The sequence below is a fragment of the Veillonella sp. Ser01 genome (assembly GCF_053850375.1).
Genome location: NZ_JBSPUA010000002.1, coordinates 89,920 through 116,688, shown reverse-complemented (window position 1 = coordinate 116,688; position 26,769 = coordinate 89,920). Strand labels below are relative to the sequence as shown.

At 38.8% G+C, this 26,769-nt stretch carries 25 protein-coding genes and 1 pseudogene; 6 read left to right on the top strand and 20 right to left on the bottom strand.

Going from position 1 to position 26,769, the window contains the following annotated elements:
* Nucleotides 1-147: 147 nt before the first annotated feature.
* The 7 genes from gyrA to ACWTVK_RS04245 all read right to left on the bottom strand — a co-directional run bounded on the left by gyrA (nt 148) and on the right by ACWTVK_RS04245 (nt 8,268).
* Nucleotides 148-2,622 carry a DNA gyrase subunit A gene (gene gyrA, locus ACWTVK_RS04275; RefSeq protein ID WP_456046041.1) on the bottom strand — a complete coding sequence of 825 codons (2,475 nt, stop codon included), beginning with the start codon at nt 2,620-2,622 and terminating at the stop codon, nt 148-150.
* An 87-nt stretch (nt 2,623-2,709) separates the two neighbouring features.
* The gene (locus tag ACWTVK_RS04270) at nt 2,710-3,705 is read right to left on the bottom strand and encodes a virulence RhuM family protein (protein WP_314097122.1); all 996 of its coding nucleotides are present in this window, start codon (nt 3,703-3,705) and stop codon (nt 2,710-2,712) included.
* A 65-nt stretch (nt 3,706-3,770) separates the two neighbouring features.
* The gene (locus ACWTVK_RS04265) at nt 3,771-4,577 is read right to left on the bottom strand and encodes a hypothetical protein (RefSeq protein ID WP_274204405.1); all 807 of its coding nucleotides are present in this window, start codon (nt 4,575-4,577) and stop codon (nt 3,771-3,773) included.
* A gap of 19 nt (nt 4,578-4,596) precedes the next feature.
* The gene (locus ACWTVK_RS04260; protein WP_303881036.1) at nt 4,597-5,412 is read right to left on the bottom strand and encodes a hypothetical protein; all 816 of its coding nucleotides are present in this window, start codon (nt 5,410-5,412) and stop codon (nt 4,597-4,599) included.
* A 367-nt stretch (nt 5,413-5,779) separates the two neighbouring features.
* Nucleotides 5,780-6,940, bottom strand: coding sequence for a DNA/RNA nuclease SfsA (sfsA, locus tag ACWTVK_RS04255; RefSeq protein ID WP_456046040.1), 1,161 nt, complete (start codon nt 6,938-6,940; stop codon nt 5,780-5,782).
* 232 nt (nt 6,941-7,172) lie between these two features.
* Complete coding sequence (locus tag ACWTVK_RS04250; protein ID WP_456046293.1) at nt 7,173-7,991, bottom strand: HigA family addiction module antitoxin; 819 nt, start codon at nt 7,989-7,991, stop codon at nt 7,173-7,175.
* Nucleotides 7,992-8,052: 61 nt separating this feature from the next.
* Nucleotides 8,053-8,268, bottom strand: a complete 216-nt coding sequence (locus tag ACWTVK_RS04245; RefSeq protein ID WP_456046039.1) for a type II toxin-antitoxin system RelE/ParE family toxin — start codon at nt 8,266-8,268, stop codon at nt 8,053-8,055.
* Between the two features lie 544 nt (nt 8,269-8,812).
* Here ACWTVK_RS04245 and ACWTVK_RS04240 point away from each other — a divergent pair.
* From ACWTVK_RS04240 to ACWTVK_RS04230, 3 genes are all read left to right on the top strand, one after another.
* A complete protein-coding gene (locus ACWTVK_RS04240) occupies nt 8,813-9,769 on the top strand; it encodes a DUF1858 domain-containing protein (RefSeq protein ID WP_105086119.1) in 957 nt (318 codons plus the stop codon).
* Between the two features lies 1 nt (nt 9,770).
* Nucleotides 9,771-10,436, top strand: a complete 666-nt coding sequence (locus ACWTVK_RS04235) for a hypothetical protein (RefSeq protein WP_303939887.1) — start codon at nt 9,771-9,773, stop codon at nt 10,434-10,436.
* Nucleotides 10,437-10,691: 255 nt separating this feature from the next.
* Nucleotides 10,692-10,979, top strand: a complete 288-nt coding sequence (locus ACWTVK_RS04230; protein ID WP_009351598.1) for a cupin domain-containing protein — start codon at nt 10,692-10,694, stop codon at nt 10,977-10,979.
* A 100-nt stretch (nt 10,980-11,079) separates the two neighbouring features.
* Here the strand turns inward: ACWTVK_RS04230 and ACWTVK_RS04225 are convergent, their stop codons facing one another.
* From ACWTVK_RS04225 to ACWTVK_RS04170, 12 genes and pseudogenes are all read right to left on the bottom strand, one after another.
* Nucleotides 11,080-11,628: a hypothetical protein gene (locus ACWTVK_RS04225; protein ID WP_456046038.1), complete on the bottom strand. Its 549-nt coding sequence runs from the start codon at nt 11,626-11,628 to the stop codon at nt 11,080-11,082.
* 78 nt (nt 11,629-11,706) lie between these two features.
* A pseudogene (locus ACWTVK_RS04220) lies at nt 11,707-11,961 on the bottom strand (nitroreductase family protein); the annotation flags it as partial.
* A 15-nt stretch (nt 11,962-11,976) separates the two neighbouring features.
* Entirely contained in the window at nt 11,977-12,228 is a 252-nt protein-coding gene (locus tag ACWTVK_RS04215) for a nitroreductase family protein (RefSeq protein WP_456046037.1), read from the bottom strand.
* A gap of 181 nt (nt 12,229-12,409) precedes the next feature.
* Nucleotides 12,410-12,868 carry an OmpH family outer membrane protein gene (locus tag ACWTVK_RS04210; RefSeq protein WP_119207078.1) on the bottom strand — a complete coding sequence of 153 codons (459 nt, stop codon included), beginning with the start codon at nt 12,866-12,868 and terminating at the stop codon, nt 12,410-12,412.
* A 258-nt stretch (nt 12,869-13,126) separates the two neighbouring features.
* Nucleotides 13,127-13,504, bottom strand: a complete 378-nt coding sequence (locus ACWTVK_RS04205; RefSeq protein WP_005384862.1) for a GerW family sporulation protein — start codon at nt 13,502-13,504, stop codon at nt 13,127-13,129.
* A gap of 155 nt (nt 13,505-13,659) precedes the next feature.
* A complete protein-coding gene (locus tag ACWTVK_RS04200) occupies nt 13,660-14,799 on the bottom strand; it encodes a hypothetical protein (RefSeq protein WP_456046292.1) in 1,140 nt (379 codons plus the stop codon).
* 29 nt (nt 14,800-14,828) lie between these two features.
* A complete protein-coding gene (locus ACWTVK_RS04195) occupies nt 14,829-15,407 on the bottom strand; it encodes a cob(I)yrinic acid a,c-diamide adenosyltransferase (protein WP_295209359.1) in 579 nt (192 codons plus the stop codon).
* 124 nt (nt 15,408-15,531) lie between these two features.
* The gene (locus ACWTVK_RS04190; protein ID WP_213467422.1) at nt 15,532-16,485 is read right to left on the bottom strand and encodes a M23 family metallopeptidase; all 954 of its coding nucleotides are present in this window, start codon (nt 16,483-16,485) and stop codon (nt 15,532-15,534) included.
* A 12-nt stretch (nt 16,486-16,497) separates the two neighbouring features.
* The gene (locus tag ACWTVK_RS04185) at nt 16,498-17,019 is read right to left on the bottom strand and encodes a DUF4446 family protein (RefSeq protein ID WP_105086124.1); all 522 of its coding nucleotides are present in this window, start codon (nt 17,017-17,019) and stop codon (nt 16,498-16,500) included.
* Between the two features lie 119 nt (nt 17,020-17,138).
* Nucleotides 17,139-18,404 carry a [FeFe] hydrogenase H-cluster maturation GTPase HydF gene (hydF, locus tag ACWTVK_RS04180; RefSeq protein ID WP_456046036.1) on the bottom strand — a complete coding sequence of 422 codons (1,266 nt, stop codon included), beginning with the start codon at nt 18,402-18,404 and terminating at the stop codon, nt 17,139-17,141.
* Between the two features lie 250 nt (nt 18,405-18,654).
* The gene (locus ACWTVK_RS04175; protein WP_456046035.1) at nt 18,655-19,584 is read right to left on the bottom strand and encodes a ParB/RepB/Spo0J family partition protein; all 930 of its coding nucleotides are present in this window, start codon (nt 19,582-19,584) and stop codon (nt 18,655-18,657) included.
* A gap of 159 nt (nt 19,585-19,743) precedes the next feature.
* Nucleotides 19,744-20,514, bottom strand: a complete 771-nt coding sequence (locus tag ACWTVK_RS04170; protein ID WP_119207074.1) for a ParA family protein — start codon at nt 20,512-20,514, stop codon at nt 19,744-19,746.
* A gap of 980 nt (nt 20,515-21,494) precedes the next feature.
* Here ACWTVK_RS04170 and ACWTVK_RS04165 point away from each other — a divergent pair.
* From ACWTVK_RS04165 to ACWTVK_RS04155, 3 genes are all read left to right on the top strand, one after another.
* Nucleotides 21,495-22,262 (top strand): methionine synthase, encoded by a 768-nt coding sequence (locus tag ACWTVK_RS04165; protein WP_303938093.1) that lies wholly within the window; start codon nt 21,495-21,497, stop codon nt 22,260-22,262.
* A 49-nt stretch (nt 22,263-22,311) separates the two neighbouring features.
* Nucleotides 22,312-24,747, top strand: a complete 2,436-nt coding sequence (locus ACWTVK_RS04160; protein ID WP_456046034.1) for a homocysteine S-methyltransferase family protein — start codon at nt 22,312-22,314, stop codon at nt 24,745-24,747.
* A 140-nt stretch (nt 24,748-24,887) separates the two neighbouring features.
* Nucleotides 24,888-25,745, top strand: a complete 858-nt coding sequence (locus ACWTVK_RS04155; RefSeq protein ID WP_129823757.1) for a methylenetetrahydrofolate reductase — start codon at nt 24,888-24,890, stop codon at nt 25,743-25,745.
* A 201-nt stretch (nt 25,746-25,946) separates the two neighbouring features.
* Here ACWTVK_RS04155 and rsmG read toward each other — a convergent pair whose 3' ends face one another.
* Nucleotides 25,947-26,699: a 16S rRNA (guanine(527)-N(7))-methyltransferase RsmG gene (gene rsmG, locus ACWTVK_RS04150; protein WP_456046033.1), complete on the bottom strand. Its 753-nt coding sequence runs from the start codon at nt 26,697-26,699 to the stop codon at nt 25,947-25,949.
* Nucleotides 26,700-26,769: the final 70 nt, after the last annotated feature.

The following is a 26,769-nucleotide window of genomic DNA, read 5'->3' as shown; positions in this document are numbered from 1 at the left end:
ACCATCTAAGATGGCCGCCCATAGTTACTTACATATTTGTATCTTAATTACATAATTATATGACTTATAGTATGCTCTAGCTCATTAGCTTATAGCTTGTTTAGCTCGTTAGCTTATGAACTTATGAGCTTAATGTTCTTCGGCTTATTATTCTTCAGTTCCGTCTTCTTCGATTTCAGAACTTGGAATAACTGCAATGCTAGCTACTTTATCACCTTCGTCGAGGTTTTGTGTTTTCACACCAGAAATAGCTTTGCCTTTTTTAACAGCAATATCGTTCATGTTGAAGCGAATAATCTTACCTTGTTCAGAGATAAGCATGATTTCGTCATCGTTATGAACAACCTCTACGGATACTACGTCCCCTGTTTTGTTCGTAATCTTGAAGTTCTTAGAACCTTTACCACCGCGTTTTTGCAATGTATAAGCTTCCGCATCATTGCGTTTACCGAAACCTTCTTCGGAGATCGTAAACACTTGAGCTTCGCTTTCATCAGCATTAAGAACACCTGCACCTACCACTACGTCGCCAGTATTGAGTTTAATACCGCGTACACCGTGAGCCGCACGTTTCATGAGACGAACATCGCTTTCACTGAAACGAATAGCGATACCCAATTTAGTACCAATCAAGATATCTTGGTTGCCAGTCGTTACGCTAACGGAAATCAAGCGATCCCCTTCGTCGAGGTTGATAGCATTGAGACCAGAACGACGGATGTTGCGATATTCTTCGATAGCTGTACGTTTTACAACGCCGAACTCAGTAACCATGAATAAGTTTACATCCTCATGGATACGTTCAAGGTCGATCATAGTTGTAACAGATTCGCCTACAGCAAGTGGCAATACGTTAACCATAGCAGTACCGCGAGAGTTGCGGGAACCTGCTTCTGGCACTTCGTATGCTTTGAGGCGGTATGTACGGCCAGTGGACGTGAAGAACAACAATGTATTATGCGTACGAACATGCATAATTTGCGTTACATAATCATCTTCCTTAGTCTTCATGCCGATAACGCCAGCGCCACCTTTATGTTGGTTGCGATATACGTTCGCGTTCATGCGTTTGATATAACCTTGTTTAGTCAAGGTAATAACCATCTCTTCGTCAGCGATGAGGTCTTCTACATCAAGGTCGGACGTATCGATTGTGATTTCAGAACGACGAGGATCGCCGTATTTCTTCTTCATATCTTCTAGTTCTTCTTTGATGATTTGACGTTGACGCGCTTCGCTAGCCAAGATAGCTTTCAAATCTTCGATCAATGCCAACAATTCCTTGTATTCTTCTTCGATTTTTTCGCGTTCCAAGCCTGTTAAACGGCGTAGACGCATGTCGAGGATGGCTACTGCTTGTTTTTCTGAAAGCCCGAATTTTTGCATCAATGCGTTACGTGCGATTTCGTCAGTTTGGGAACTGCGGATTGTAGCGATAACTTCATCGATGTGGTCGAGAGCGATTAACAAGCCTTCCAAGATGTGAGCACGCGCTTCGGCTTTGTTAAGCTCGAATTGAGTACGGCGTACGATAACATCGAGGCGGTGATCTAAGTAGTAACCCAATACTTCTTTCAAATTCAATACGCGAGGATGACCATCCACGAGAGCTAGCATAATCACGCCGAAAGATTCTTGAAGTTGAGTGTGTTTATATAATTTGTTAAGTACGATATCTGGTTGCACATCAGCGCGCAATTCGATAACGATACGCATACCTTGACGGTCAGATTCGTCGCGAAGTGCTGTGATGCCATCGATAACCTTGTCACGGCTCAAGTTTGCAATCGTTTCGATAACGCGAGCCTTGTTAACTTGGTATGGAATCTCAGTCACTACGATTTTATGCTTGCCCTTCGCCATTTCTTCAATGGTTGCTCGAGCACGCATTTTTACGCTACCACGACCTGTAGAGTACGCTTTTTTAATGCCTTCCCGGCCCAAAATGAGCGCCCCTGTCGGGAAGTCTGGACCTTTGATTTGTGTCATCAATTCTTCCACAGTTACATCTGGGTTATCGATGAGCATAGTAAGGCCATTACATACTTCGTTAAGGTTGTGCGGTGGAATATTTGTCGCCATCCCTACGGCAATACCGCTGGAACCATTGATGAGAAGATTTGGGATCTTCGCTGGCAATACTGTTGGTTCTTGCAAGCTTTCATCATAGTTCGGCATGAAATCAACAGTTTCCTTGTCGATATCAGCGAGCATTTCTTGAGTAATTTTTGCCATACGTACTTCGGTATAACGCATCGCAGCGGCACTATCGCCGTCGATAGAACCAAAGTTACCGTGGCCGTCTACCAAGAGGTAGCGTGTATTGAAATCTTGCGCCAAACGTACAGTCGCGTCGTAAACGGATCTATCACCATGTGGATGATACTTACCGAGTACGTCACCGACGATACGAGCGGATTTCTTGTACGGTTTATTAGGCGTCATGCCTGTTTCGTGCATCGCGTACAAAATACGACGATGAACTGGTTTCAAGCCATCACGCACATCTGGAAGAGCACGCATTACGATTACGGACATCGCATAATCGATATAAGCGTTCTTCATTTCTTTATCAATCTGAACGGGATGAATATTCCCGTGGGACCATTGTTGGTCTGCCACAATCTCACCTCATTTTACTAACACTGATTATAATACATCATAATATTATAGCATTTTTAAGGGCTAAACGCTATAAACCCTTTATTATTAACTATGTTCTTTCACAAACTTATCAAAATCAGAAATTACTTTCTGTTGTGTATTAAACGTTTTATATTCACTAACAGCTTTCTTCTGTGCTTGTGTCATAGAAATAAGTCCTTTGTTTGTTAGGATTTGATACTCATTAAAGTCTAAAAACTTATCTACACTTTCAATAAACGCTTTCATAGTAAATGTTTCACGACGTTCGATGATACGTTCTATATAATCAAAAAATGAGGATATCGTTCGCTCAAGTTGTTCAATTTCTTCAACGGATAAATAATTTTTGGCTACAATTACATCTTTTTTATAAATCCGCCCTTCCGGTCCAGATTCCCACGTAGTCAATCCCATATGATCCTTTGTAGCATCTGCATGACTATGAATGATCTCTGCAGCAGTTTGACCAGTAATAGCATAATGAAACTTATTCTGTATCGTTCCAAAAAATTCTCTAGTAATAGGTGATTGTGCATCATAATCGATTGCACACGCAGCAAATATATCTGTCACTTGTTGATATATACGACGTTCACTAGCACGAATTGAACGGACTCTTCGTAACAATTCTTTAAAATAATCTTGCCCAAAAGTACGTCCATTTTTTAACATATTATCATCAAGAGCAAATCCTTTGATAATATATTCCCGTAAAACGCCTGTTGCCCAAATCCGGAATTGAGTTGCCTTTTTACTATTCACTCGATAACCTACCGCAATAATAGCATCGAGATTATAAAAATTAGTTTGATAAATTTTACCATCTTCAGCAGTTGTTTCCATTTTGGAAATAACTGCTGATATAACTAGTTCTCCACTTTCAAATATATTCTTCAGATGCTTACTAATAGCAGGAACATTGACATCAAATAGTTTTGCCATATCTTTTTGTGTCATCCAAAATGTTTCATCTTTAAATAGTACATTCGTAGAAACAGATTCATTCTCTGCTTGATATACAATAACATTTCCTGTAATCGCATTTTCTAAAGATGTCATATAATCCCCCCTCTATATTTATATCTTATTTTATTTAATACTTATAAGCTATTTCAGCTTCTTATTTAATGAGCTGCATGTAATATCATATGGTCCAAGATCTTAACAAAGTCTCGTTCTACAGCCGAAGTATCTTTACCAGTACTGCCTATGCCTGTTAGCATGGTTTCTTTCCAATCATTTCTTGCCATATACCTAAAGCCGATCAAATACTGGGCTTTCGTTTTGTCCTCTTCCCCCTTTGGCAAATAGTAAATGCCAACGTGTCTATCAGCGCGAGGATGTAACAGTGCTGGATTATCTTGCGGTTTATATTCGCTATATATGGATTTCATAAAGGTTAGAATATCTTCACCCGTTACAGACTTATCTACAAAGATAATTTCATTGGATCTAAATAGAGGTATCTGATTAGTACCTGCTACACGTGTTGCTTCAGATTTCTTTAGCTTTAAAACTTCCTCATATGTCGCCATTCGCAGGCCATGTTGCTTAGCACGTTCCACCAAAGCAGCGTTCAAATGAATTAAATACTCTTGTGAATAGGCAAAATTAGCATTCGTGTATCTTTCACCACCTGGAACCGGTAAGGTTGGGCGTTGCACCACAGAATTCGTAGTGAAAGAAAAACCGTTGCTTTCATCATAAAAGACATACACATTCCGCTGGAACGGTTTTTCCTGTTCCACTACAGAGGACTGGAGAACAAGATTAGGATGAACAACAGCAAACTCCTTTTCCACACTAGCCTTGATATCCTCTGGCGTCGCAGGATCACCATTCTCCGTCGTCCACACAAAAGAACAACCGCTCAATAAAAATGTACAAATACACACAACAACTAATGATATATACCTAATCAACTGCTTCATAGATACACCTCTCCCTGACCTATTTTCCTCGCACAGCCTGTTGTATTTCCCGATCAACAACGGTAATTATGTCTCGTTCAATCTGCTCAGAACTCTTATCTTGATAACCAACACCACTCATTAAGGTATCTCGCCAATCTTCCCGCCCTCTAATTTTAAAACTTATTAGGTACAGAGCCTTGCTCTTGTCTGTTTCACCATTTGGTAAATAGTAAAAGCTAACCTTACGGCCATACACGCTACTTACTAAGGTCTCGTCACCATTAGGTTTATATAGAGAATATATGTCTCTTAACATACCCACTACACCAGCACCATTAGATGTTTGATTAAGAAATACAAAATCCCCTTCATCAAACAAAGGCGCTGTACTATTGCCCTCTGGACGCATGAGTTTAGCACTGATGAGCGCCTTACGCTCCTCATCATTAGCTACCTGAAATCTATACTTTGCAGCAAGCAGTGCTACCTCACTATTCAAGCGATCTAAATAAGCCTCTGCATACCTATACTCTGCGTTCGTAACCCGTTGACCACCAGGAATAGGCAACTGAGGAACCTCAACAGAAGCACGCGCAGTAAAGACAATGCCATTATTCTCATCAAAAAACGTATATTCATAGTGCTTATAAGGCTTTGTAGTAACAACCTCAGAAGCCTGCAACACTAGACGCGGATGATACGACGCAAAATGCTTCTCAACCATTGCCTTTACATCATCCGGCGTATACGGCTCAGCATCGAGCGTCGTTAACCGCGAAGAAGTACAACCACCCAATACAACACTACAAACACACACAAAAACCAACAACACAAACCTAACAAACACAGGCATACACAACCACACCTCTCTCTTTTCCCCATTTGTATCAAGTATTCATATCAAATATGCAGACACAATCATTGATAACATCAGCTGATTGTTGATACTCTACTTCACACCCTTTCCCCATCAGGGACCTCGCCCCATGCGAAAGGAAAAGTGCTTTTGTTGTTAATAGTTGAAGCAACTAGTTAATAGAAAACATAGGTATGGATGGGACGGACTCACATATAACGTAATAAAAAAGGGCTTCCCTTATTGATGAGCGACTTAGGTCACTATGGAGCGAAGAGATAAGGGAATCCCTTTTTTAACAATCTAGCATATTTGTATTCGGGCCCCATCCATACTATTTTCGGTTATTCGCCATTAACAACAATCACTTAACTAGCGCATCCAATTTATTCATTCGATAGTTCTCTATTACATCCATAAATTCCTTATTATGTATCGGATTTTCCGTCATCCCAAATAGGTGGCTTTTACAGTCACAGTCAGAGGATCCAAATTTAGGCACGTCCCATTCGGCAACGCCGCGGACCGCATCAGCGAGAGCACATTCCGCATCAGCCCAGCTAGTTCGAATTGGCAGACCTCCGATCATTTCACAGTGACCGCGGAAGTAATCTAGATGCCAGTGCATTTTCTTACGTTTTCGTTTATGGCGCTCAATGCGTTTCGTTAAATTCGCCTTCGCAGAGCCGACGTACATATAGTACCCCGCCTTGAAATGCATCATCCCTTTAGATCCAATCTCAAGGTCTAAATCATGGTCGAGATGCATAACCATTACGTACACGCCGCTATCGTGAGCCTCTGTATCGAGAATGCTACTCGGATAAGAACATTCGTGGGTTACAGTAGGCATGGTAAAAGTCTCATCCCACGCTACAGCAACGGCTTTCCAATCTAAAGAAGTTGCGACCTCTTTAAAGGTTTTAGCAAACTCCAAATCAGTATGGTAGTCTGGCAAGAACCACTGCGCCCTATCCCATTGTACGAGGAATAAAACACCTGTGTGGTACCCTTCATTTTGCAATTCTTTCAAATGTAATAAATGCTTGCGCCCACGTTCTGTAATCGCATCAGGGAACATGGCACCAGTCTTGGAGAATAGCGTACAAGACTTAACCTCTAACAGGAACTCATGGCCTTTATCATTGGTAAGGAGTAAGTCAAACCGTGATGATGTGCCATGTAGTTTAACCGTATACTCCCGTCTCACAACACGCCACTCCTCCCATCCAGGGATGAGTTTATTTTCGATCAAATGCTGCGCTACATCATTACTATAGTTTGTGTCGAGCATAATCACGACGCCATCGCGCTCGATGCCGACCACGCGATATTTCGTTTTTGCATCAGGCTTATCGTGAGGCACGATGTACATCGTTACACCGGTGAACAAGAGCTCCCACATGCGACCAGGATTGGGCAAATGAGCGAGCACGCTTTCACCATTTAAATCTAAGGTCACCACAAAACGGTTCGGACGACCTGTATATTTTGCTTTTAAAATTGTATCGTAAAGGACTTTCATTGGTACTCCTATATCAAGAATATTCTATGTGTCTATTATACGCTATTTTGTTACAGGATGAGAGTCTTACGGATTGTACTTTGAAAATCCTTACTGATTGTACTTTGAAAGTCCTTACAGATTGTAGTATTAAAGTCCTTATAACTTGTATGATGAAAAACCTAGGAAAAGCCTAAAAAGTAATATCTAAGAAAAACCTAAGAGTTACACCTTAACTATTTACAAAAATGAATTAATAATTCACTACAGTTACAGGGTCATTATTACGGTATTTGCGACTACTACGTGGATAATCTCGTTCTAACAAATTATGTAAAGCTTCTCCTAATAACGTCCAAAAAGCATCAGAATCTTCCGTTGGTATACCAAGAACAATGGAGTTTCCTTTGGAATATGTAATACATGTGGAGGTTATGTTATCAATAATTGGCAAATACACAATAATCACACCACATGCTGCTAACATGTCCTTGAGCGGCTCTTTCACAGCAATTAAAGGTTCACTAGATAGAGCCTTAATTTTTGGTATAAATTTTTCTAGTAACTCTGCATCGTAGGGATTTACCTCTACAAAGCGTGCCCTCCCTTTCGTGATTTGTACCAATGTATAAATCGCACTCTTTTTATCAGGCTCCATATCCTTAATATTTTCATATACTAAGGGCATAATCATTTCATCAGCCACATGTTTTAAAGAAGCTACCTCAAAAAACTTTTGTAGATTATTGACCTGCTCAGCTGCCTTTTTTGTTTCTGGCACGATACCCAAACGTGCAAGCTTGGCATAACCAAAAGGTTTCGCAAAGTTAATTTCTTCATCAATAGAGTTTTCGTACTCTACTTTTAATATCTTTTCTCTGTAATTAGCTTCTAATCCATTCCAAAAACTTGCCTCTACACCAAATACCCGTTCAAGACGCATTGCCACATCCTGCGTTAGTGGCACCTCTCCATTAATGAGCTTACTAATGTGTTTCTCACTCATATCCATTCGTGTAGCTAATTCTTTTTGGGACATATGTCTATCTTCTAAAACCTCTTTTATTGTCATTCCAGGCGGTATAGCAATAAAAGTTTTACTCTCATATATCTTCATATGTATATCTCCTATACTAATGATAATCAATAATTTCTTGAATCTCCACTACGTGAAACATTCCATCAACATGTATAAAAATAAGTCTATAAGGGTGTACTAAATCCATGGCATATTGAGTTTTGCGATCCCCAACCAACTTATGACACCGACCTACACCATTTAAAATCAAATCCTGAATAGATGTAGCAAAACGAAGTTGATCAATTCTTAAATGAATTTTACGTGCCATCTCACGCCCATATTCCCGCCTAGCAAAGTTTGCATCTGTACAAACTGTTTCTAACTTATTATTCTTATATCGTATATCCAATATGTCACCGACTCTCTCAAATCATAGTGAATGGTTGATACAATATAAATGGCCATTTATAATAATTTACCTAGTAGGTTAATTCTATTATACCTCTACAAATACAAATGTAAATAAATAATTTACCAATTGGGTAAATTTAATAACACTATGTAGTATCAAAAATCATTTATGCTATTAATAATTAATATTGAAATTTTTCATTTTTGTAGCTTAGGTTACATTATTACGTGTTAAAATAGTTTATACTAGGAACATCAGGTCAGTATTTAATACCCGTACTGATCGTTACGCCGGGTTTTGATGAGGCATCGCCTAGTTGATCTCATCACGCTGTTCGTATACGTGCGAAGCTTTCACAAAACCCAATGGCGTGTAAAGATTATATATAAAGAATCACATAGATTAACTAAGTAGTTTTAGCCACTATTCTCCGCAGAGAGGGCTCGAGAAAGGATTTAACATGGCACAAATTGCAGCAAATTTACAACGCATTAAAAACGGCCAACGCCGTTATGCAATTACACCTCGCATTCCTGCAGGTTTCATTCAACCAGAACAATTACAAAAATATATCGACGTAGCCAATGAGTTCGGTGCCGTTCTTAAATTGACTGGCAGCCAACGCATTATGATTACCAATTTGAAAGCAGAAGACGTAGATAAAGCTTGGGAAATGCTCGGCATGGAGCCAGCGTACATGGTTTCTAACCGCGTGCGTAGCGTAAAAATTTGTCCTGGCACTACATTCTGTAAACGTGCTAAACAAGACAGCGTACATCTAGGTATGCAACTTGAACGCAAATATTTATCTCAAGAAATGCCAAGTAAAATGAAAATCGGCGTGGCCGGTTGTATTAACTCTTGTACTGAAAGCCGCATGAAAGATGTTGGTATTATCGGTACGGTAGAGGGCTGGAATGTTTACGCTGGCGGTAGCGGCGGTGCTCATCCACGCATTGGTGACCTCATCGCAGAGGTAGCAACTGAAAAAGAAGCTCTTGCATTAGTAGATCGTATCATTGCATACTATAAAGAAAACGCACAAATCGAGCGCATGGGCGAATTCATCGACCGCATTGGTTTAGAGGCTTTCAAAGCAGCTGTATTGGGCGACCTTGAAGGTGCTCCAGCTGAAAGCAAATCCGATGAACCAGCTGTGTTCTTACCTGGTCATGGCAATGACCCTGAACCAGAAGCACCACGCCTCGAAGCAGGTGCCCCTATTACACCAGACACAATCATTCGCGATATCGTAGATACATATCCAAATGTCGTGCCTGTGTTACAAAGCATCGGTATGGGTTGCCTTGGTTGCCCATCTTCTACAGCTGAGCCATTATGGCAAGCTGCAGAAATTCACGGTGTTAATGTATACGATTTAGTTCAAAAATTAGAAACAGCACGAAAAGGAGCTTAATATGTCCGCATTCTTAGGTCACATCCATTACTGGTTATATCGTAAAATTCAATTGCTCGTTGAGCGTGAAAACTTGATTTTAGAAAAAACAACTAAAGTTGTTGATGATTTGGCAGAGGAATTGCACTCTATCTCCGTAGATACATACGGAGAACCAATCAATCCAAGCATTCCACTGGAAAACATCATCGACCACGGCAATATCCATGGTTGGTTGGCTAACCAAATCAACATCGCATCTGTTCGCGAAGCAGCTTTCATCAGAGATTTGCTTGATACTAACTCTGGCGACGAAGCAGTACATGTAGTAACAGCTATTCTTGATGCATTCGCAGTACAAGGTCAAGCATGTGGCGTTGTGGCTCAAGACAATCTTGAGGAACACACTGCTCCAGCGATTTACAATGCGTTGCAAAACTTCTACGTAAATGGCATGCCTTGCGATGGCGGTGACCAAGTGGTTTCTGAAAGCCCAGATGAGTTCACATGGGTTGGTGACCACAGATTACAAGTAGGCTACTGGCGTACAGCGGGCGTTGACCCTAAATTCATGGCTGTAGCTTACCAAACATGGTTCGAAGCCTTTGTAAAAGCGGTAGATCCTAACTTTGAACTTGTAACGACTGAAGAAAACGGCACACGTTTATATACAATCAAGAAAAAATAAATAATAAATACATAACATTCCGTTTGTTTAGAGACTATAAACGAACGAAAACGGACAAAAAGCGAACGTAAAATTTTACGTTCGTTTTTTCATATCTGAAATTTTCTATATATTTTTACAAAACTGTAGCTATAGGCACAGCATTGATAAGTAATATCATTTATAATGTAAATATAAGGTAATTACACAAATTAATTTAATTAAGTGATAGCGTCAGCTTTCAAAACATAAAAAGCTAGAATTAGGAGGTCTATTATGGCAGGCACAGTTAATCAAGAATTAGGTTTATTATTCCAAGGTCCTAACTATGTAATCGTTAAAAAAGGCGGAAAAGCTGGTGAACAAGTTGAAAAACACAATCACCCAGAAGCAAACGTAATCTTTACAGTAGTAAAAGGTAAAGTACAAGTGTTCCTTAACGAAACTGAAGAACACGTACTTGTACCAGGCCAAGTATTGGAATTCAACGGCGACAACTACATCCAAGCAACACTCGTTGAAGACAGCGAATTCGTAGTAAACCTTATCCATAAACCTGAATAAAACACTAAAGGACAGTTGAGTTGATCAACTGTCCTTTTTATATGTATTATCTAAACTATGTACTATCTAATCTATGTATTCTCTAATCGGTATCTTTCAGTTAGAAGAACACATGATACGCCCTATCAAATGCATAGTGCGCCGCTGTATAAAATGGGTCGCCGTACTCAAAGGCACCTTCATGCTTAACATTCACATTCATAGCCTTAAGATCTGTTTCTAAGTTACCATCAAAATCATAATACTTAGTCGCTCGAGCAATCCCTTTTATACCAGATTCTTGTTCTTTATGCTTAACAATAATTGGTTTAGCCTGCTCACGAGAACAGTCTTTTAGGTTTTCCTTTTTCACAATCGAACTAACAGAATACTCATAATCATAGTCTGCCGTAACAACCCACTCAATAGTATGTTTCTTTTTATATTCAACAAGATATATATTAAATAGCAAGGTATAGTTTGGAGGATTATGCTCCACACTTCGTACGGAATTTAAATCAATAAACATCTCTGATTCGTCAGTTGATGAGATAGATTTAAAATGCTCAGCATGTTGTAGTGCATATAAAGATAAAACATTTGATGTCTCAGCACCTGTAGACACCGCTTCTTGTGATCCAAAGAATTTTTTTACTAAATTTTTTAACATATTCTCTCTCTCTAATATACTCTATTCTTAATAATACATTATATAAATGATTAGGGCACTAAAACAATGCCGCATCACTTAAAAGGAATTATAGATTGTAAAGTCACTTACATCAAAGCGTTTTGTATGACCTGGTGCAGGTACGCAATCGGGATGAGGATAACCGATTGGGAATATCGCTACAGGAATGATATGATCTGGCAATGCATAGGCTGCTCGTACCTTAGCAGGATCAAAATGAGCAATCCAAGTTGTTCCTAAACCTATATCCGCCACAGTAAACATGAGATGAGAACCTACAATACTAGCGTCTACTACACCCATATCCGCATCATCATATTCCCGTTTCTAACTCACTGTATTATCATAACAAACAATAATTGCCAACGGTGCATTGAAGTGGCCATTAGTGCAATCTTTTAATTTATTAAGACTATCTGTCGTATTCAACACAAGTAAGCGTTGCGGCTGATAATTATGAGCCGTAGGTGCTAATCTCACTGCCTCTAACAAGATATCTAACTTCTCTTGCTCAACGGGCTTCGTATCAAATTTTCGTACTGAATACCGCTCTGTGGCTAATGCTTTAAAATCTTTCATTAGATCTCACTCCTTAGTTGAAATAAGCTAATCTATTTTAAAGAAACACCTATATAATGCTTACCATATGTTATCTCTATACAGACTACTTCTGTTAATATATTTCTCTATCTTACTATAAAAGTCCTTTAAATCAAAAACCCCTTATCCGAGATTAGATAAGGGGTCATGTTTAGTCGTATTATTTTTTAAGACGGCTAATTACTTCGTTAGTAATGTTCTCGATTTTGCTGTTAGCGTCAGCTGCACGAATTGTGTATGGATCATCTAATACTACATCCATTTTTTTCTCAACACGAATGCTTTCAACTGCATTGTGAATTGCTTGCATCATAGGTTGAGCAATTTTGTTGATTTCATCGTTTTCTTTTTGAAGCAATGGAGCTACGGATTTATTAAATTCAGCTTCTGCTTGAGTTTGATCTTGAATTTTTTCAATTTCTTGTACTTTTTTCTCAATTTGTGGACGGTATTGAGCGTCTACTTGTTGCATTTTCATATCTAATGCACCATAGCCAGGGTAGCTATTTACTACTTGGCTCATATTTACTAAGCCAATGTTAGCAGCACTTGCTACTGCAGCAGTAGCAGACATAGCACCAACGATAGCTAGGGTAGTTAATTTTTTAGATAATTTCATCTGAAATCCTCCTCGATTAAAAGTGTCACTATACAATCCAATAGTGTACTATTTTTACTATAACAAATCTCTCTAACTTTCACAAGACTATGTTACATAGCATAATAAAGCCCTATGAAATGCTTATGAAAGTCTATAGAAGTTAAAATAATACCCACAAGCATACCCTGAAGCTAAAATTACAGTCGCTACGGACATATTCAGAGCACACATGTGGGTATTACGGCTTTCACCTATTATTTATAATTCGACGTCGAATTATTGTTCATCGTTCAAATAAATGTATTTATCGGATTTCAATTTGGACACGAGGTCAGGCACCAAACCGATAAGACGATCAAAGCTGCTGCTATAAGGGTTGCCTTTAATGTTGAACAACTCAATGCGTTCGCCTTTAATAACGAGGATAGCGCTTGGTTCCATTTTGGCACCGCCGCCACCGCCGCCACATTCGTGGTTTTTGTTAGCAGTGTTGTGGTTTGTACCAGTACCAAAACCAAATGTTACGTCTACGAATGGAACAAGTGTAGTATCACCGATTTGCACAGCTTCGCCTACTACAGTTTCCACCTTAATCATATTTTTGAATTTCTCGAATAGGACTTCCAAATTCTCTTTTACATTACTGTTTTCCATCACAGTACCTCCGCTTTTTGTGAAAGTATCATTGCTGTACGTTCAATACTTAGGTTTTTATACTATGTATTTACTTCTATATGACATATACATTATTTGTAGACCTTATATATTGTCTTAATACAGCTCATTTACTTAGTTGACTTAATATATCCTTACGCTGTTTGACCTTGTTCGGCTTTCAGCTTTTCTAACTGCTTAGCTTCCTTCCGTTTAACCCAGAAGACGCGAGCGCTTTCACCCAATAGGGAACGCATTGGTTTAGATAGCAAGAATCTTGTACCATGCCAAGCCATGACAGCTAAAATGATGCGCCCTTTAATATGACCACTACCTTCACCGACCCAATTTACATAATCGAGCTCGATGTTCTCAGCTTGCTCAGGCCAAATACTGTACAGCATAGATGCGATAATCCCCATACGATATGGGTCACCAATACCAAATCGACCTTCTATGGCCACGTCGCGTGGTTTAGAGTGGTCATAGCATCGCTTCGAAACAAGGAATAGCTGGTGCCATAATTCTGTATTTTGTACATGTTTCATGAACCAGAATGTAGGAATTTTAGACTTGAATGATGCTACCGGATCGTTTGGATCTGGTTTTTCAAAACGATGTTTAACCGTCGTTTTGAGGTCTTTCACCTTCGTAAATACCTTTTCCTTAATGGAACCGTCACTGTTGAAAGTAACGCGGCTCACTGTTTCGTCATCGCTTTTAATATGGGATGTTGGATCTTGCTGAATTGAGTCATACCGATCAGCACGAGCCTGTGCATCCATATCCTTAGAAGCTTGTTCAGGACGTTCAATGCGTTCATTTGGATTTTCAGATCTACCAGCCCCTGGTGATTCTTCATCACCAAAGGTAGCGTCAGAACGATGAGAGCTCTTCAAATCGTCAAAGCTAGTGCCACTAGAGCTTGCAGAAGGGCCTTGTCCGCCCCCTTGCATCGCCTTAGCAAAGGCCTCTGCTTGTGACATATCATCGTCTTCGTCCACAACTTTTTGGTATTCTTCGTCAACGCGATTTTCAAGCCATTCTTCATAGTCTTTCACAGGACCAATCTTGAGCATGCCCAAAATATATAATTCCTTAAAAAATGGTTTGTCCTGTAAATACGCTAGATGCAGTGAAAATACACGCCACAGCCATTTGACACGCACCTCGCCTCGATATGGCGAGCGTCCGTCAACTTCGATGCTATATGTGATTGGTGTCAGTAGGATAATCAAGATGAGTGCTGCAATGATGGCCACAATAACGAGAGCCACAATAGCCACTGTACTCAACCACATCACCTCCTTAGGTGTACCTATGATTAGTTTTCAATACCTTTTCGAGCCATTACGCCTTGAAGGTAGTAATGTTTAACCTCTTTCATTTCCGTTACAAGGTCTGCCTCGTCGATTAATTCTTGAGGAGCCCCACGGCCCGTAAATACAAGTTCCGTTTCCGGATTACGAGCATCGAGCAAAGCTTTTGTTTTATCCCATGTAATGAGTTCAAAGAAGAGCGCCATGTTATATTCATCAAGAACGACGAGATCGTACTCCCCACTGCTGATAGCAGCTAGTGCACGTTCGTATCCTTTTTCGATGAGCGCTACATAATCCTTTGGTGGATTACCGGATTCAAAGACAACGACTTCATCGCCCCATTTAGCGAGTTCATCCTTGCTTTTCATCCCTTCTTTGATGATAAAGAATGGCTTACCCACGGTTTCTAAGGTTAAATTCTGTAAGGTAGGTAAAATAGTATGTTCACTATATACTTTAGATTTCATAAATTGCAAAAAGAGGACTTTCTTGCCAGCACCGATGGCACGGATAGCTAGACCGATAGCAGCGGTCGTTTTGCCCTTGCCTTCGCCGGTATAAACTTGTACATAGGCCTTCATAGATATACCTCCGTTCATATACTTTTATTTTACAATATATATATGCAAAAATAAAGAAAAAGAACTTGCTATTAGTGCATTTGCACGCATAACAAGTTCTTTGTTCTATGAATTATGTTTTATTTTAGTTGCTAATTGGTAAGAAAATCATAGGATCAGTAGGAGATCCATTGAGGCGTACCTCATAGTGAACGTGGGCACCTGTACTTTTACCAGTACTACCCATCAAGGCAATTGTTTGACCTTGTTTTACGCTCATACCTACGGTTACCAATACAGCACTATTATGGCCATAACGGGTTACGAAACCGTTGCCGTGGTCGATTTCAACGAGGTTACCATAACCGCCTTCTGTATAACCTGCAAAGGTTACAACGCCCGCAGCAGTAGCTACAATTGGTGTACCATAGTCATCCGCAATATCTACCCCTTCGTGGAATGCACCGATAGCGCCCGTTACAGGGTCCACACGGCTACCAAATGGGGAGGTAATAACGCCCTTGCTCGGCCAGATACTTGGTGTAGTATTATTCGTAACACCACCAGAGCCAGCAGAGAAGTTAATAGATTGCATAGCCATAAGGTCTTGCGCCCCACCATCACGAAGGATATTACGCATTGTATAGAAGCTAACTAGCAATTTTTGTGCGTCCTTGTCCATTTTGGACAGACGAGCTGATAGTTGTGCCGCTGTTAGCGTCTTTACTTCGCTTTCATCAGCGGCTGGCTGCTTTGGGTCGCTACCGTCCCCGCCACCTTGAGATGGTGTGCCAGATTCAGCGCCCTTCAGCATTTGCTTGTTTTCTTCGCTAATTTGATTTAAATTTTGAATTTTCTTATCTAAAACATCTGTCTTTTGTTGTAACAATTTTAGCTGTTCAGATTGTAATTGTGTCTGTTGACGTAATTGTACAACCTCAGCTTGGCGCACGATGCCCCAAATACCGAGAACCAATGCGGCGATAATTATGATAGAGCTTACAATAGCTGCAACCTTCGCTTGCTTGGTTGTTAATGTCAATATGCAGTTGTCACCATTTCTTTCAACTTTGTTTGAAATAAATGCCGGTACTTTCAATACAAACCTTCCTTATTTAGAAACGATGGCGCTCGTTAACGCTTCCTCATTGGTGCGCTCGCCCAACGCTTCGTTCAAACTCTCTAATTCTTCTTGTGAAAGACTTACGAGACTTTTACCTTTCACAATAGGTTTACTAAAAATACGGGATTCGCTACGACCGTAAATACTGGAGATACAGATACCGTTATTATTGCCATCAAGCAATGTAAGCGCAAAAGACAAATCATTACCGATATTTTCAAAGGCATTATATTTAACAAAGCCAATTTTTTGTATCGTATTGCTTTGAATATTGCGGATTGCCGCTTGCTCGGTCATCATAGTCTCAAGACCCTTAGCAGCATCGCGAATTTCGCTAACCTCTACAGATAATTTACGTTCTAGGCTCGCACCATTGTCCCCTTGCATAAAGAAATCATATTTCTTTTTAAGGCTCCCTAAGCGAATGTGCAAGATTACACAATACACTAACAACGCTATTACAAGGACGATGGTCGCCATGCCAATCCACGGTTGAATCGATTCGAACATGTATATTCCTTCCTATACAATCATTCAAACTCCAACACTTAATTATACCATTCTTATTGTGAAAGTTAAATGACTGCATACAATTTAATTTAATATGTGTAATGATAGATTAATTATACCTACTCTTTTATTTCGTCAATAAATGGGCTTATCGCTCGTTCTAGTATACCATGTAGAGCCGCTATGAGTACACCGTAATTTACGATTGGTGTGCCTTGTACAACGGCACATTCAATGCGTCGTAACACCTCGCGGCGTGTGAGCATACAAGCACCACAATGGATGATTAAATCATACTGGGATACCTCTTTTGGGAATGCGCCTCCACTAGTAAATTCTAGCTGTAAATCTGTATGGCCTTGCTTCTTAAGAAGGTTAGGAATCTTTACAGTACCAATATCATCACATTGGCGGCGATGTGTACAACCTTCACTGATAAGCACCTTAGAACCTGATTTCAAATTTTTAATCGCTTCTACACCAGCTACTAAATCTTGTAATTTGCCCTTAAAACGGGCCATCAAAATAGAGAATGATGTCAACGGAATTGTATCAGGTGTTAACTCATCGACGCGATCAAAAGCTTGCGAGTCACAGATAACCATCTTGGGTGGATATTTAAGAGAATTAATCATAGCAGGTAATTCTTCTGTTTGGCACACTAACGCTAAGCCTTTATAATCCAATATTTCACGAATCGTTTGAACTTGTGGCAAAATAAGGCGGCCCTTTGGTGCTGCACTGTCGATAGGACATACAAGAATTATAGTATCCCCCTCTTCTACTAGGCCTTGTAATAGAGTTTGATCCCCTTCTACATCAAGTGGTGTTAACCCACCCAAGAGATCAAGTAATTCTAAACGTTTAGCTTTAGATGTAAAATCAGCTGAACCAATGACAGTAACTAATTCAGATAATCCCTTATGAGTTTCTACATAAGTAGATGCATCTGTTTTATTTTCTATGTTATTTTCTTTATTATTTTCTTTGTCAATTTCTGCATTGATTTCATTTATAAATAATGCAATAGGCACATTATTTTGTTTTAATAGGCCTAACCAATGCATATCATCAGTAGTTGGTTCTTCATCGGTACGAAGCACATAAACAGCAAGATTGATCTTTTTCACAACCTCTTCTGTTTTCTCCATCCGCAATATACCTAATTCAGTTGTATCGTCTATACCAGCTGTATCGGTAATCACCACAGGACCTAATGGCAAAATCTCCATGGATTTGCTCACTGGATCTGTCGTTGTTCCTGCCACCTCAGATACAAGGGATACAGGCTGATCTGTTAACATATTAATCAATGTAGACTTACCAGCGTTACAACGACCAAAAAAGCCTATATGAACGCGGTTTGCTTTAGGTGTTTGTTCCATTGTCTATCCTTGTTACTTAACATTTGTATTTCTTACAAAATATAGTTAATCATCTTACAACATGTATTATGATCTCTAAGTTATCTTACAATATTATTATAACTCAATAAAATACCTTATATACAGTAAAAGCGCAGTCCGTAGACTACGCTTTCACCGTGGATTGTAAATTGTATTTATATTATACAGAATTGTTATCTATTTGTCATTACTAAATTCACATAATTCGATTCGAATTTAAGTATATCAATTATACTCTAAATTCTACTGTTTCAGTATCGTCTGTATTATCTTGACCATCCATAAAAGCAATGAGACGTTCTAATTCTGCTTCAGAGGAGAAAGCAATTTCAATCTTACCTTGAACCTTTTTACCAGCACGGAATTTAATATTTACAGGAGATCCTAAGCTTAGTTTTAAACGGTCCATAAGAGCACGTACCTCTGCAGTACTTTGCGGCTTAGCAGCCTTCGCTTTAGGTGTCTTATTTTGCATAGACTTCACAAGGGCCTCTGCTTGACGAGCACTTAAGTCGCCCTCTTTAATACGTTCAGCAGCTTCAATTTGTTGCGCTGCACTACGCAATGCCAACAATGGACGCGCTTGACCTACTGTTAAGTCACCTTCGATGAGATCTTTTTGTACAGAATCACATAATTTTAACAAACGAACCATATTTGCAATATAAGAACGACTACGACCTAGGCGAGCAGAAATCATTTCTTGAGTTTGTTTATACGTATCCATTAAACCTTGGTATGCCAAAGCTTCTTCAATTGGATCCAATCCTTCACGTTGTAGATTTTCAACGAGGGCCACTTCTGTCATCTCTTCTGTATTATATTTCTTTACAATAACTGGTACAGTCTCAAGGCCTGCAATGATAGCAGCACGGTAACGACGTTCACCAGCTACAATTTGATATTTATTCTTTTGTTTACGTACTACAATTGGTTGAAAAATACCAAGATTTTTAATAGATTCAGCTAATGTTGCTAAACTATCTTCATCAAAACTTTTACGAGGTTGATCTGCATTAGGAACTAACTCGGAGATTGGTAGTTCATGAATCTCCTTTTCAGGCAATACAGACTCTACCGTATCTACCTTCATTAAATTTCCAAGGCCCTTCCCCAAGCCGGATGATTTACTTTTCTTACTTTTTACGTCTCTAGGCATAACTAACCTCTCTCACCTTACATATGCGATTATATATCAATTTATAGCACTCATTTATTTAATAGACCAGGTATTAGTCTAGTCATTTTAACTATTTAACTAAACAACTAGCTATCTATCTATTTAACTAAACAATTAGCTATCTATTGAACTATTAAACTATTTATCTTTTGAAGCTTTAATCACTTCTTTAGCTAGTTTAGTATATACGTCTGCCCCTTTAGATTTTGGATCATATACGATAATAGGTTCACCATAACTTGGAGCTTCGCTAAGACGTACATTACGTGGAATAATAGTCTTATATACTTTATTGCCAAAGAATTTTTTCACTTCATCAGCAACTTGAATAGATAAATTTGTACGACCATCAAACATAGTCAACAACACACCTTCAATTTCAAGATCTTTATTAGATGTTTGTTGCACAATTGTTATAGTTTTTACTAATTGACTAACCCCTTCTAATGCATAGAATTCACTTTGAATCGGAATTAGTACACTATCTGCCGCTGTAAAGGCATTTAATGTTAGCAAACCAAGGGATGGCGGACAGTCAATAATGATAAAATCGTATTCGTCACGTACTGGTGCCAAAGCTTTTTTCAACATTGTTTCACGTGAAACAACTGAAACGAGTTCCACTTCTGCACCAGCTAATTGAATTGTTGCAGGCGCTACAAATAGCTTTTTAAGCATTGTAGGCTGAACAATATCAGCAATAGGTTCACCATCGATTAGAACATCGTGTACACAGAGTTCTAAATCATCTTTTTCAATACCTAAACCAGAGCTAGCATTACCTTGTGGATCTAAATCAACAAGCAATACTTTTTTACCAGCATCAGCCAAACAAGCACTCAAATTCACGGATGTCGTCGTCTTACCAACACCGCCTTTTTGATTAGTAATAGCTATCACTTTGCCCACTTAATTCACCTCACATGTTCGTTCAAAATATTTCTTTTTAATTATAACATAAAACAACGATAATTACGGTAATTACAAATCAAATTCCAGAAAAATATCTATATTTTATTCACTAACTACATTATTTAATAATACACACATTTACATATTAGCAAATAATATGATTAAATCTTATTTTTAAACCTTATTTTGTATTTCTCAAAAACTACTATAAGAATTTTAATTGTTTCACGTGAAACAAATTATCTTTACTTTTTCATAATAAAATTTTGATTTAAAACATATACGTAAATGTTTCACGTGAAACATTTATAATTAATAAAAAATAAATACTAAAATTTACTCCCTTAACATATAGTTTTAATACTAAAAATTTTATAGTGAAAAAATCACTTTGGTATATAAACATATACCAATCATCCAAATTTACACAAAAATTTTTTCATTCAAAATTTATCTAAAACAATTAATTAGAAATCAAAATTAGACCAATGAAAATAATTTAGTCAGTAAAAATAAATCATTTAGAAAAACAATTCATTACAAAGCATTATTAAGATTACAATTATTAATCAAAATTTACTACTAAAATAAAATTTAATATATTGAGCAAAATTTATAGACAAAGTAATAAGACTGTTTCACGTGAAACAAGTTAATATAAAACTACAGTAATATTAAGTATCCTAACATTCTAAATTATCTATAACATTACCAATGATAACTTTTAGGATTAAAATATATTTTGATATAGCTTTAAGTTATATCAACACACCACTAAATTATATGAGAATACAGGCCCTATATACTTTGACAGGCTTTCATCATATCTATATACTATTAACTAGATAGTAATTAGATTGATTATCTTTAATATAGTTAAATTGATTATATTACATGATCTAAATATATAAATAATAGTAAGCACACACGCTCTACGGATACGCAGAGCTTTTTATTTTTGAAGAGGAGGCGTTTCCATGCCAATCTATAACGGAATGCTTCCTGCCATCGATAAAGCAGAAGTAAAACGATACGCAGGACTTCGTCACGCTGAGGATTTTCCACAACAATATGTAGACGAAGCATGTAAGGAAATCCAATTATTAGCTACACCTAAAGGTGTATATCAAGAATATGATTATGATGCAGAAACAAAGACAATTTTAAGCAATCCACCGCTTAAAATTGAAGGTTCAATCATCGAAAAACACTTAGAAAAATCTACAAAGGTCTATGTATTAGGCGTAACAGTAGGTGAAGATGTAGAAATTCGCAGTGAACAGCTTTTTAAACAAGGTAATTACACTGTAGGTTTATTGCTTGATGCAGCGGCTACTACAGCAGTAGAACAAGTAGCTGATCAAGTTAACGAAGTTATCAATACCATCGCTAAAAAGCAAGGTTATAAACCAACATGGCGCTTTAGCCCTGGTTATGGTAACTGGCCACTAGAAATTCAGCCACAATTAGCTAAAATCATTAAAACAGAGATGATTGGCTTACAAGTTACAGAAAATTATTTATTATTCCCACGTAAGTCGGTAACAGCTATCATTGGTTTAATGCCAGCTAATGAAGATATCAATACAAAGCGTGGTTGCACATCTTGTTCCCAAAAGGATTGTGCATCTCGTAAATTACCAGAAAAGGCATCTGTAACCACTAATAATGAAGGAGAAGAGGGCTGTAGTAAAACGACAGCTGAAGCCTCTGGTATCGCCATGAAAGGCCAACCAACAGAATAATGTTTCACGTGAAACATTTTAAAATTTAGGATGATAAAGGAAGATTTTTATGTATATATTTGACGGTGCTATGGGCACAATGCTTCAAGCTGCAGGCTTGGAAGAGGGCTATTGTCCAGAATTATTTAACGTAGAAAAACCAGAAGTAGTAAAGAATATTCACGCTCAATACTTACAACATGGCAGTGATGTTATTACTACAAATACATTCGGTGCTTGTGGTCTTAAGTTAGAAGATTACGACTTACAAGATCGCGTAAGAGAAATCAATATTGCAGCTGTAAAAGTAGCAAAAGAAGCTATTGCAGAGGTTAAACCATCTGCCCGTGTAGCTGGTTCTATGGGTCCTACAGGTCGTTTCTTACAACCATTAGGCAATATGAGCTTTGATTCTATTTATGACACGTACCGTGAACAAGCAGATGCATTGATTGAAGGTGGCGTAGATTTCATTATCATTGAAACTATCATTGACGTACAAGAAATGCGTGCCGCTTTATTAGCATCTCTTGACGCTCGTGAAGCAGCAAGGAAGACAAAAGAAGATGTACAAATCATCTGTCAATTTTCTTTCAGTGAAGACGGTCGTACTATTACAGGTACACCACCTGCAGTAGCAACTACTATCGTAGAAGCAATGGGTGCAGATATCATCGGTATCAACTGTTCCCTTGGACCTGAACAAATTACACCACTTATTGAGGAAATCGCTAGCGTTACAAACTTGCCAATTAGCTGTCAACCAAATGCAGGCATGCCTCAATTAATTAACAAACAAACTGTATTCCCACTTACAGCAGAAGAAATGGGTCCATTGATGATTCCAATCGTAGATGCAGGTGCAAGCTATGTGGGTGGTTGCTGTGGTACAACACCAGCTCATATCCAATCTATTTCCGACGCTGTAAAAGCACATACACCTAAAGAACGTGCTCATATTGAACCTAAAACAATCATTACAAGCCGTACTAAATTGATAGAGTTAGGTCACAATACAAAACCTCTTATCATCGGTGAACGTATCAATCCTACAGGTCGTAAAGTTCTGGCTCAAGAATTACGCGATGGCTCTTTCATCCGTGTAAAACGCGATGCGTTAGACCAAGTAGAAGCAGGTGCCGATATCCTCGACGTAAACATGGGCGTAGCTGGCATGGACCAAACTCCATTGATGGAGCGTGCTATCTTCGAATTATCTATGCTTGTTGAAACTCCATTATCTATCGATACATTGGATCCAGCAGCTATGGAAGTAGCCCTTAAAAACTACCCAGGTCGTGCTCTTATCAACTCCGTAAATGGGGAAGAGGAGTCCATCACACACGTTATGCCATTAGCTAAACGTTATGGTGCTGCTTTGCTTTGCTTGCCAATCTGCAGTGGCGACTTACCTGAAAAAGCAGAAGACCGCGTTGCTTTAGCTGAAAGTATCGTAAATCGTGCTTACGGCTATGGTCTTCAACCTCATGACTTATTACTTGATCCATTAGTGTTAACACTTGCTAGCGGTGAAGATAGTGCACGCCAAACATTGCGTACATTACAGTTATATAAAGAGAAATTTGGCTTCCCAACAGTAATGGGCTTGTCCAACATCTCCTTCGGTATGCCACAACGCCCTTACTTGAACGGTCAATTCTTAACAATGGCTTTAGCATGTGGCTTAACTACACCTATTATGAACCCTCTAAACTATCCAGCGAAAAAAGCGTTTGTTTCAAGCACTACATTATTAGGTTGGGATCCAGGTTCTGCTCAATTCATCAAAGAATACGGCTACGAAGACGAAACAAGTGCTCCTGGTAACGCTGCTCCAAAAGGTCCTGAAAAGAAATCTTTCGACAGTAATGATCCACTCGCTAATATCCGCGCTTGCGTAGAGCAAGGGGAAAAAGAGGCGATTATAGATCTTGTTAAAAAAGCATTAGCCGATGGTATTGATCCATTAGACCTTACTAAAAAAGGTTTATCTGAAGCGATGAACGTAGTAGGGGACAAGTTCGGTTCTGGTAAATTATTCTTGCCACAAGTAATGCTTGCTGCTGAAACAATGCAGGCTGCTTTCAACACCATTAAAGAAATTATTCCTGCTAGTGAAAGTCTAGATAAAGGTACAGTCGTTGTAGCTACTGTTAAAGGTGACATCCACGATTTAGGTAAAAATATCGTAGCGGCCTTGCTTGAAAACAATGGTTATAAAATCGTCGACCTCGGCAAAGACGTTGACCCAGAAGTCATCGTTCAAGCGATTAAAGACAACAAAGCGGCTCTCGTTGGTATCTGTTCCTTGATGACCACAACAATGCCTCAAATCGACAACACAATCGCTGCAATCCGTGCCGCAGGCCTTAACACTAAGGTTATGGTAGGTGGCGCCGTAGTATCTCAAGACTACGCAGACCAAGCGGGCGCAGATATCTACGCTAAAGACGGTATCGCAGCCGTTAACCACGCTAACGATTACTTTGAAACTTTAGAGAAATAATTTTTTACTTTCATTACTCATAAATATAGTGAAAGCCCATCTTAAATAAACGTTCTTAAATGAACGTTATAGATATTACAAATCACGTAATACATCTAAGGAATTAAGCTTTCACTATAAGAATAGATAAGAGGTACATGATGACCCTAAGAGAGAAACATCAACAAGGGAAGTTCACCATCACTGTTGAATTAGACCCACCGAAAAGTAGTTCTGCTCAAAAAGTATTTGATCAAGCAGCCCGTTTAAAAGGGAAGGTTGACGCTATTAATATCGCTGATAGCCCTATGTCTAAAATGCGTATGAGCCCAATTTCCTTGTCCTATTTGTTACAACATAATAAAGACATCGAAACTATCTTCCACCTTACATGCCGCGACCGTAACATCATAGGCTTACAATCCGAATTACTAGGCGCTGCAGCACTTGGCGTAAATAACATCTTAACCCTTACTGGTGACAAACCAGATAATGGGGACCACCCATTTGCACAATCCGTATTTGAAGTAGACTGTATGGGCTTGCTCAATATCGCTAAAACATTAAATGCTGGTAAGGACTTGGCAGGTAATGATTTAGATGAGCCTACAAACTTCTACATCGGCGCTACTGGCAATCCTGGTGCGCCAGACTTAGAAATTGAACGTCAAAAATTGGCAGCTAAAATTAAAAATGGTGCGCACTTCGTACAAACACAACCAATTTACGATTTAGAACAAGCAAAACGTTACATCGACAAAATGTCCGAATTTGATGTGCCTATCATGCTTGGTTTAATTCCACTTAAAAGCTTCAAAATGGCTACATATTTACATGAAAAAGTGCCTGGGATTAACCTTACACAAGAAATCCTAGACCGTGTAGAAAAGGGCGGAAAAGAAGCGGGTACAGAAATCGCTATTGAAACCTTGGAACAAATCAAAAAAATCGCTGCAGGCGTACATATTATGCCTTTAAATGATATCGATACAACATTACATATCATCGACCACGTATAGGTCATTCTGAGATTAACATAGAACACCTTTCCCACGACCTCCATAGTGAACTAAGTCGGCCTTAGGGAAAGGTGTTCTATTTATCTTCATATCCGACTTATATAGTGAACGAAATATATAATTTTGTTGTAAACGACATCATTTAATAGGCTAGGAAAAAAGAAAGAGGATGCAAATCTAAGATTTGCATCCTCTTTTTTGTTATACCAATGGCTTGTCTTTAATCTCTTTTGGTTTACGTGGGTATTGTTTTGGTGTTTTACCTGTTTTTTTGATGTACAGGATTGCTCGTTTATCATCTAAGGTCGGTAGAGTAACGGTTCGTACTTCTTCAATATTAGCTTTCAATGTACTGAGCGCTTTGTTAGATTCTCCCACTTCTTCTTCGTATATAGCGCCTTTTAAAGCAATTACGTAACCGCCTTCTTTAACATAGGGAACAGTCCATTCTAGAAGAATAGGTAAACGTGCCACTGCACGGCTCGTAGCAATATCGAAGCTTTCACGATAGTCTTGATGACTAAGATCCTCTGCACGACCATGTAAGGTAGTACAGTTCGTCAATTGAAGCTCATCCATAACAGACTCGAGGAAGGTAAGACGTTTTTTTAAAGAGTCAAACAGCGTAACCTTGAGGCTACGGTCATATATAGCCAATGGAATTCCAGGAAAACCTGCGCCAGTACCAACATCGATGATGGACATGCCGGATTTAATAATATTTGGATCGTAGCAGGAGAGGGAGTCGATCATGTGCTTAACAACGACCTCTTTCATATCTGTAATACCGGTGAGGTTGAGATATTTATTTGTTTCAATCATGCGCGCATAATACACATAAAAGTCCTTCGCTTGCTCTTCCGTACAAGGCAAACCAAATTGGCTCATTTGCTCCATCATGTATGAAACAAATTCAGACTCCGGTGCGATAGGCACATCGTATTTCTCTTTCATAAGTACTCCTAATAAATTATTTGATATTTATATAATAGTAAAAGTAATCCACATATATGTAACAAAACTC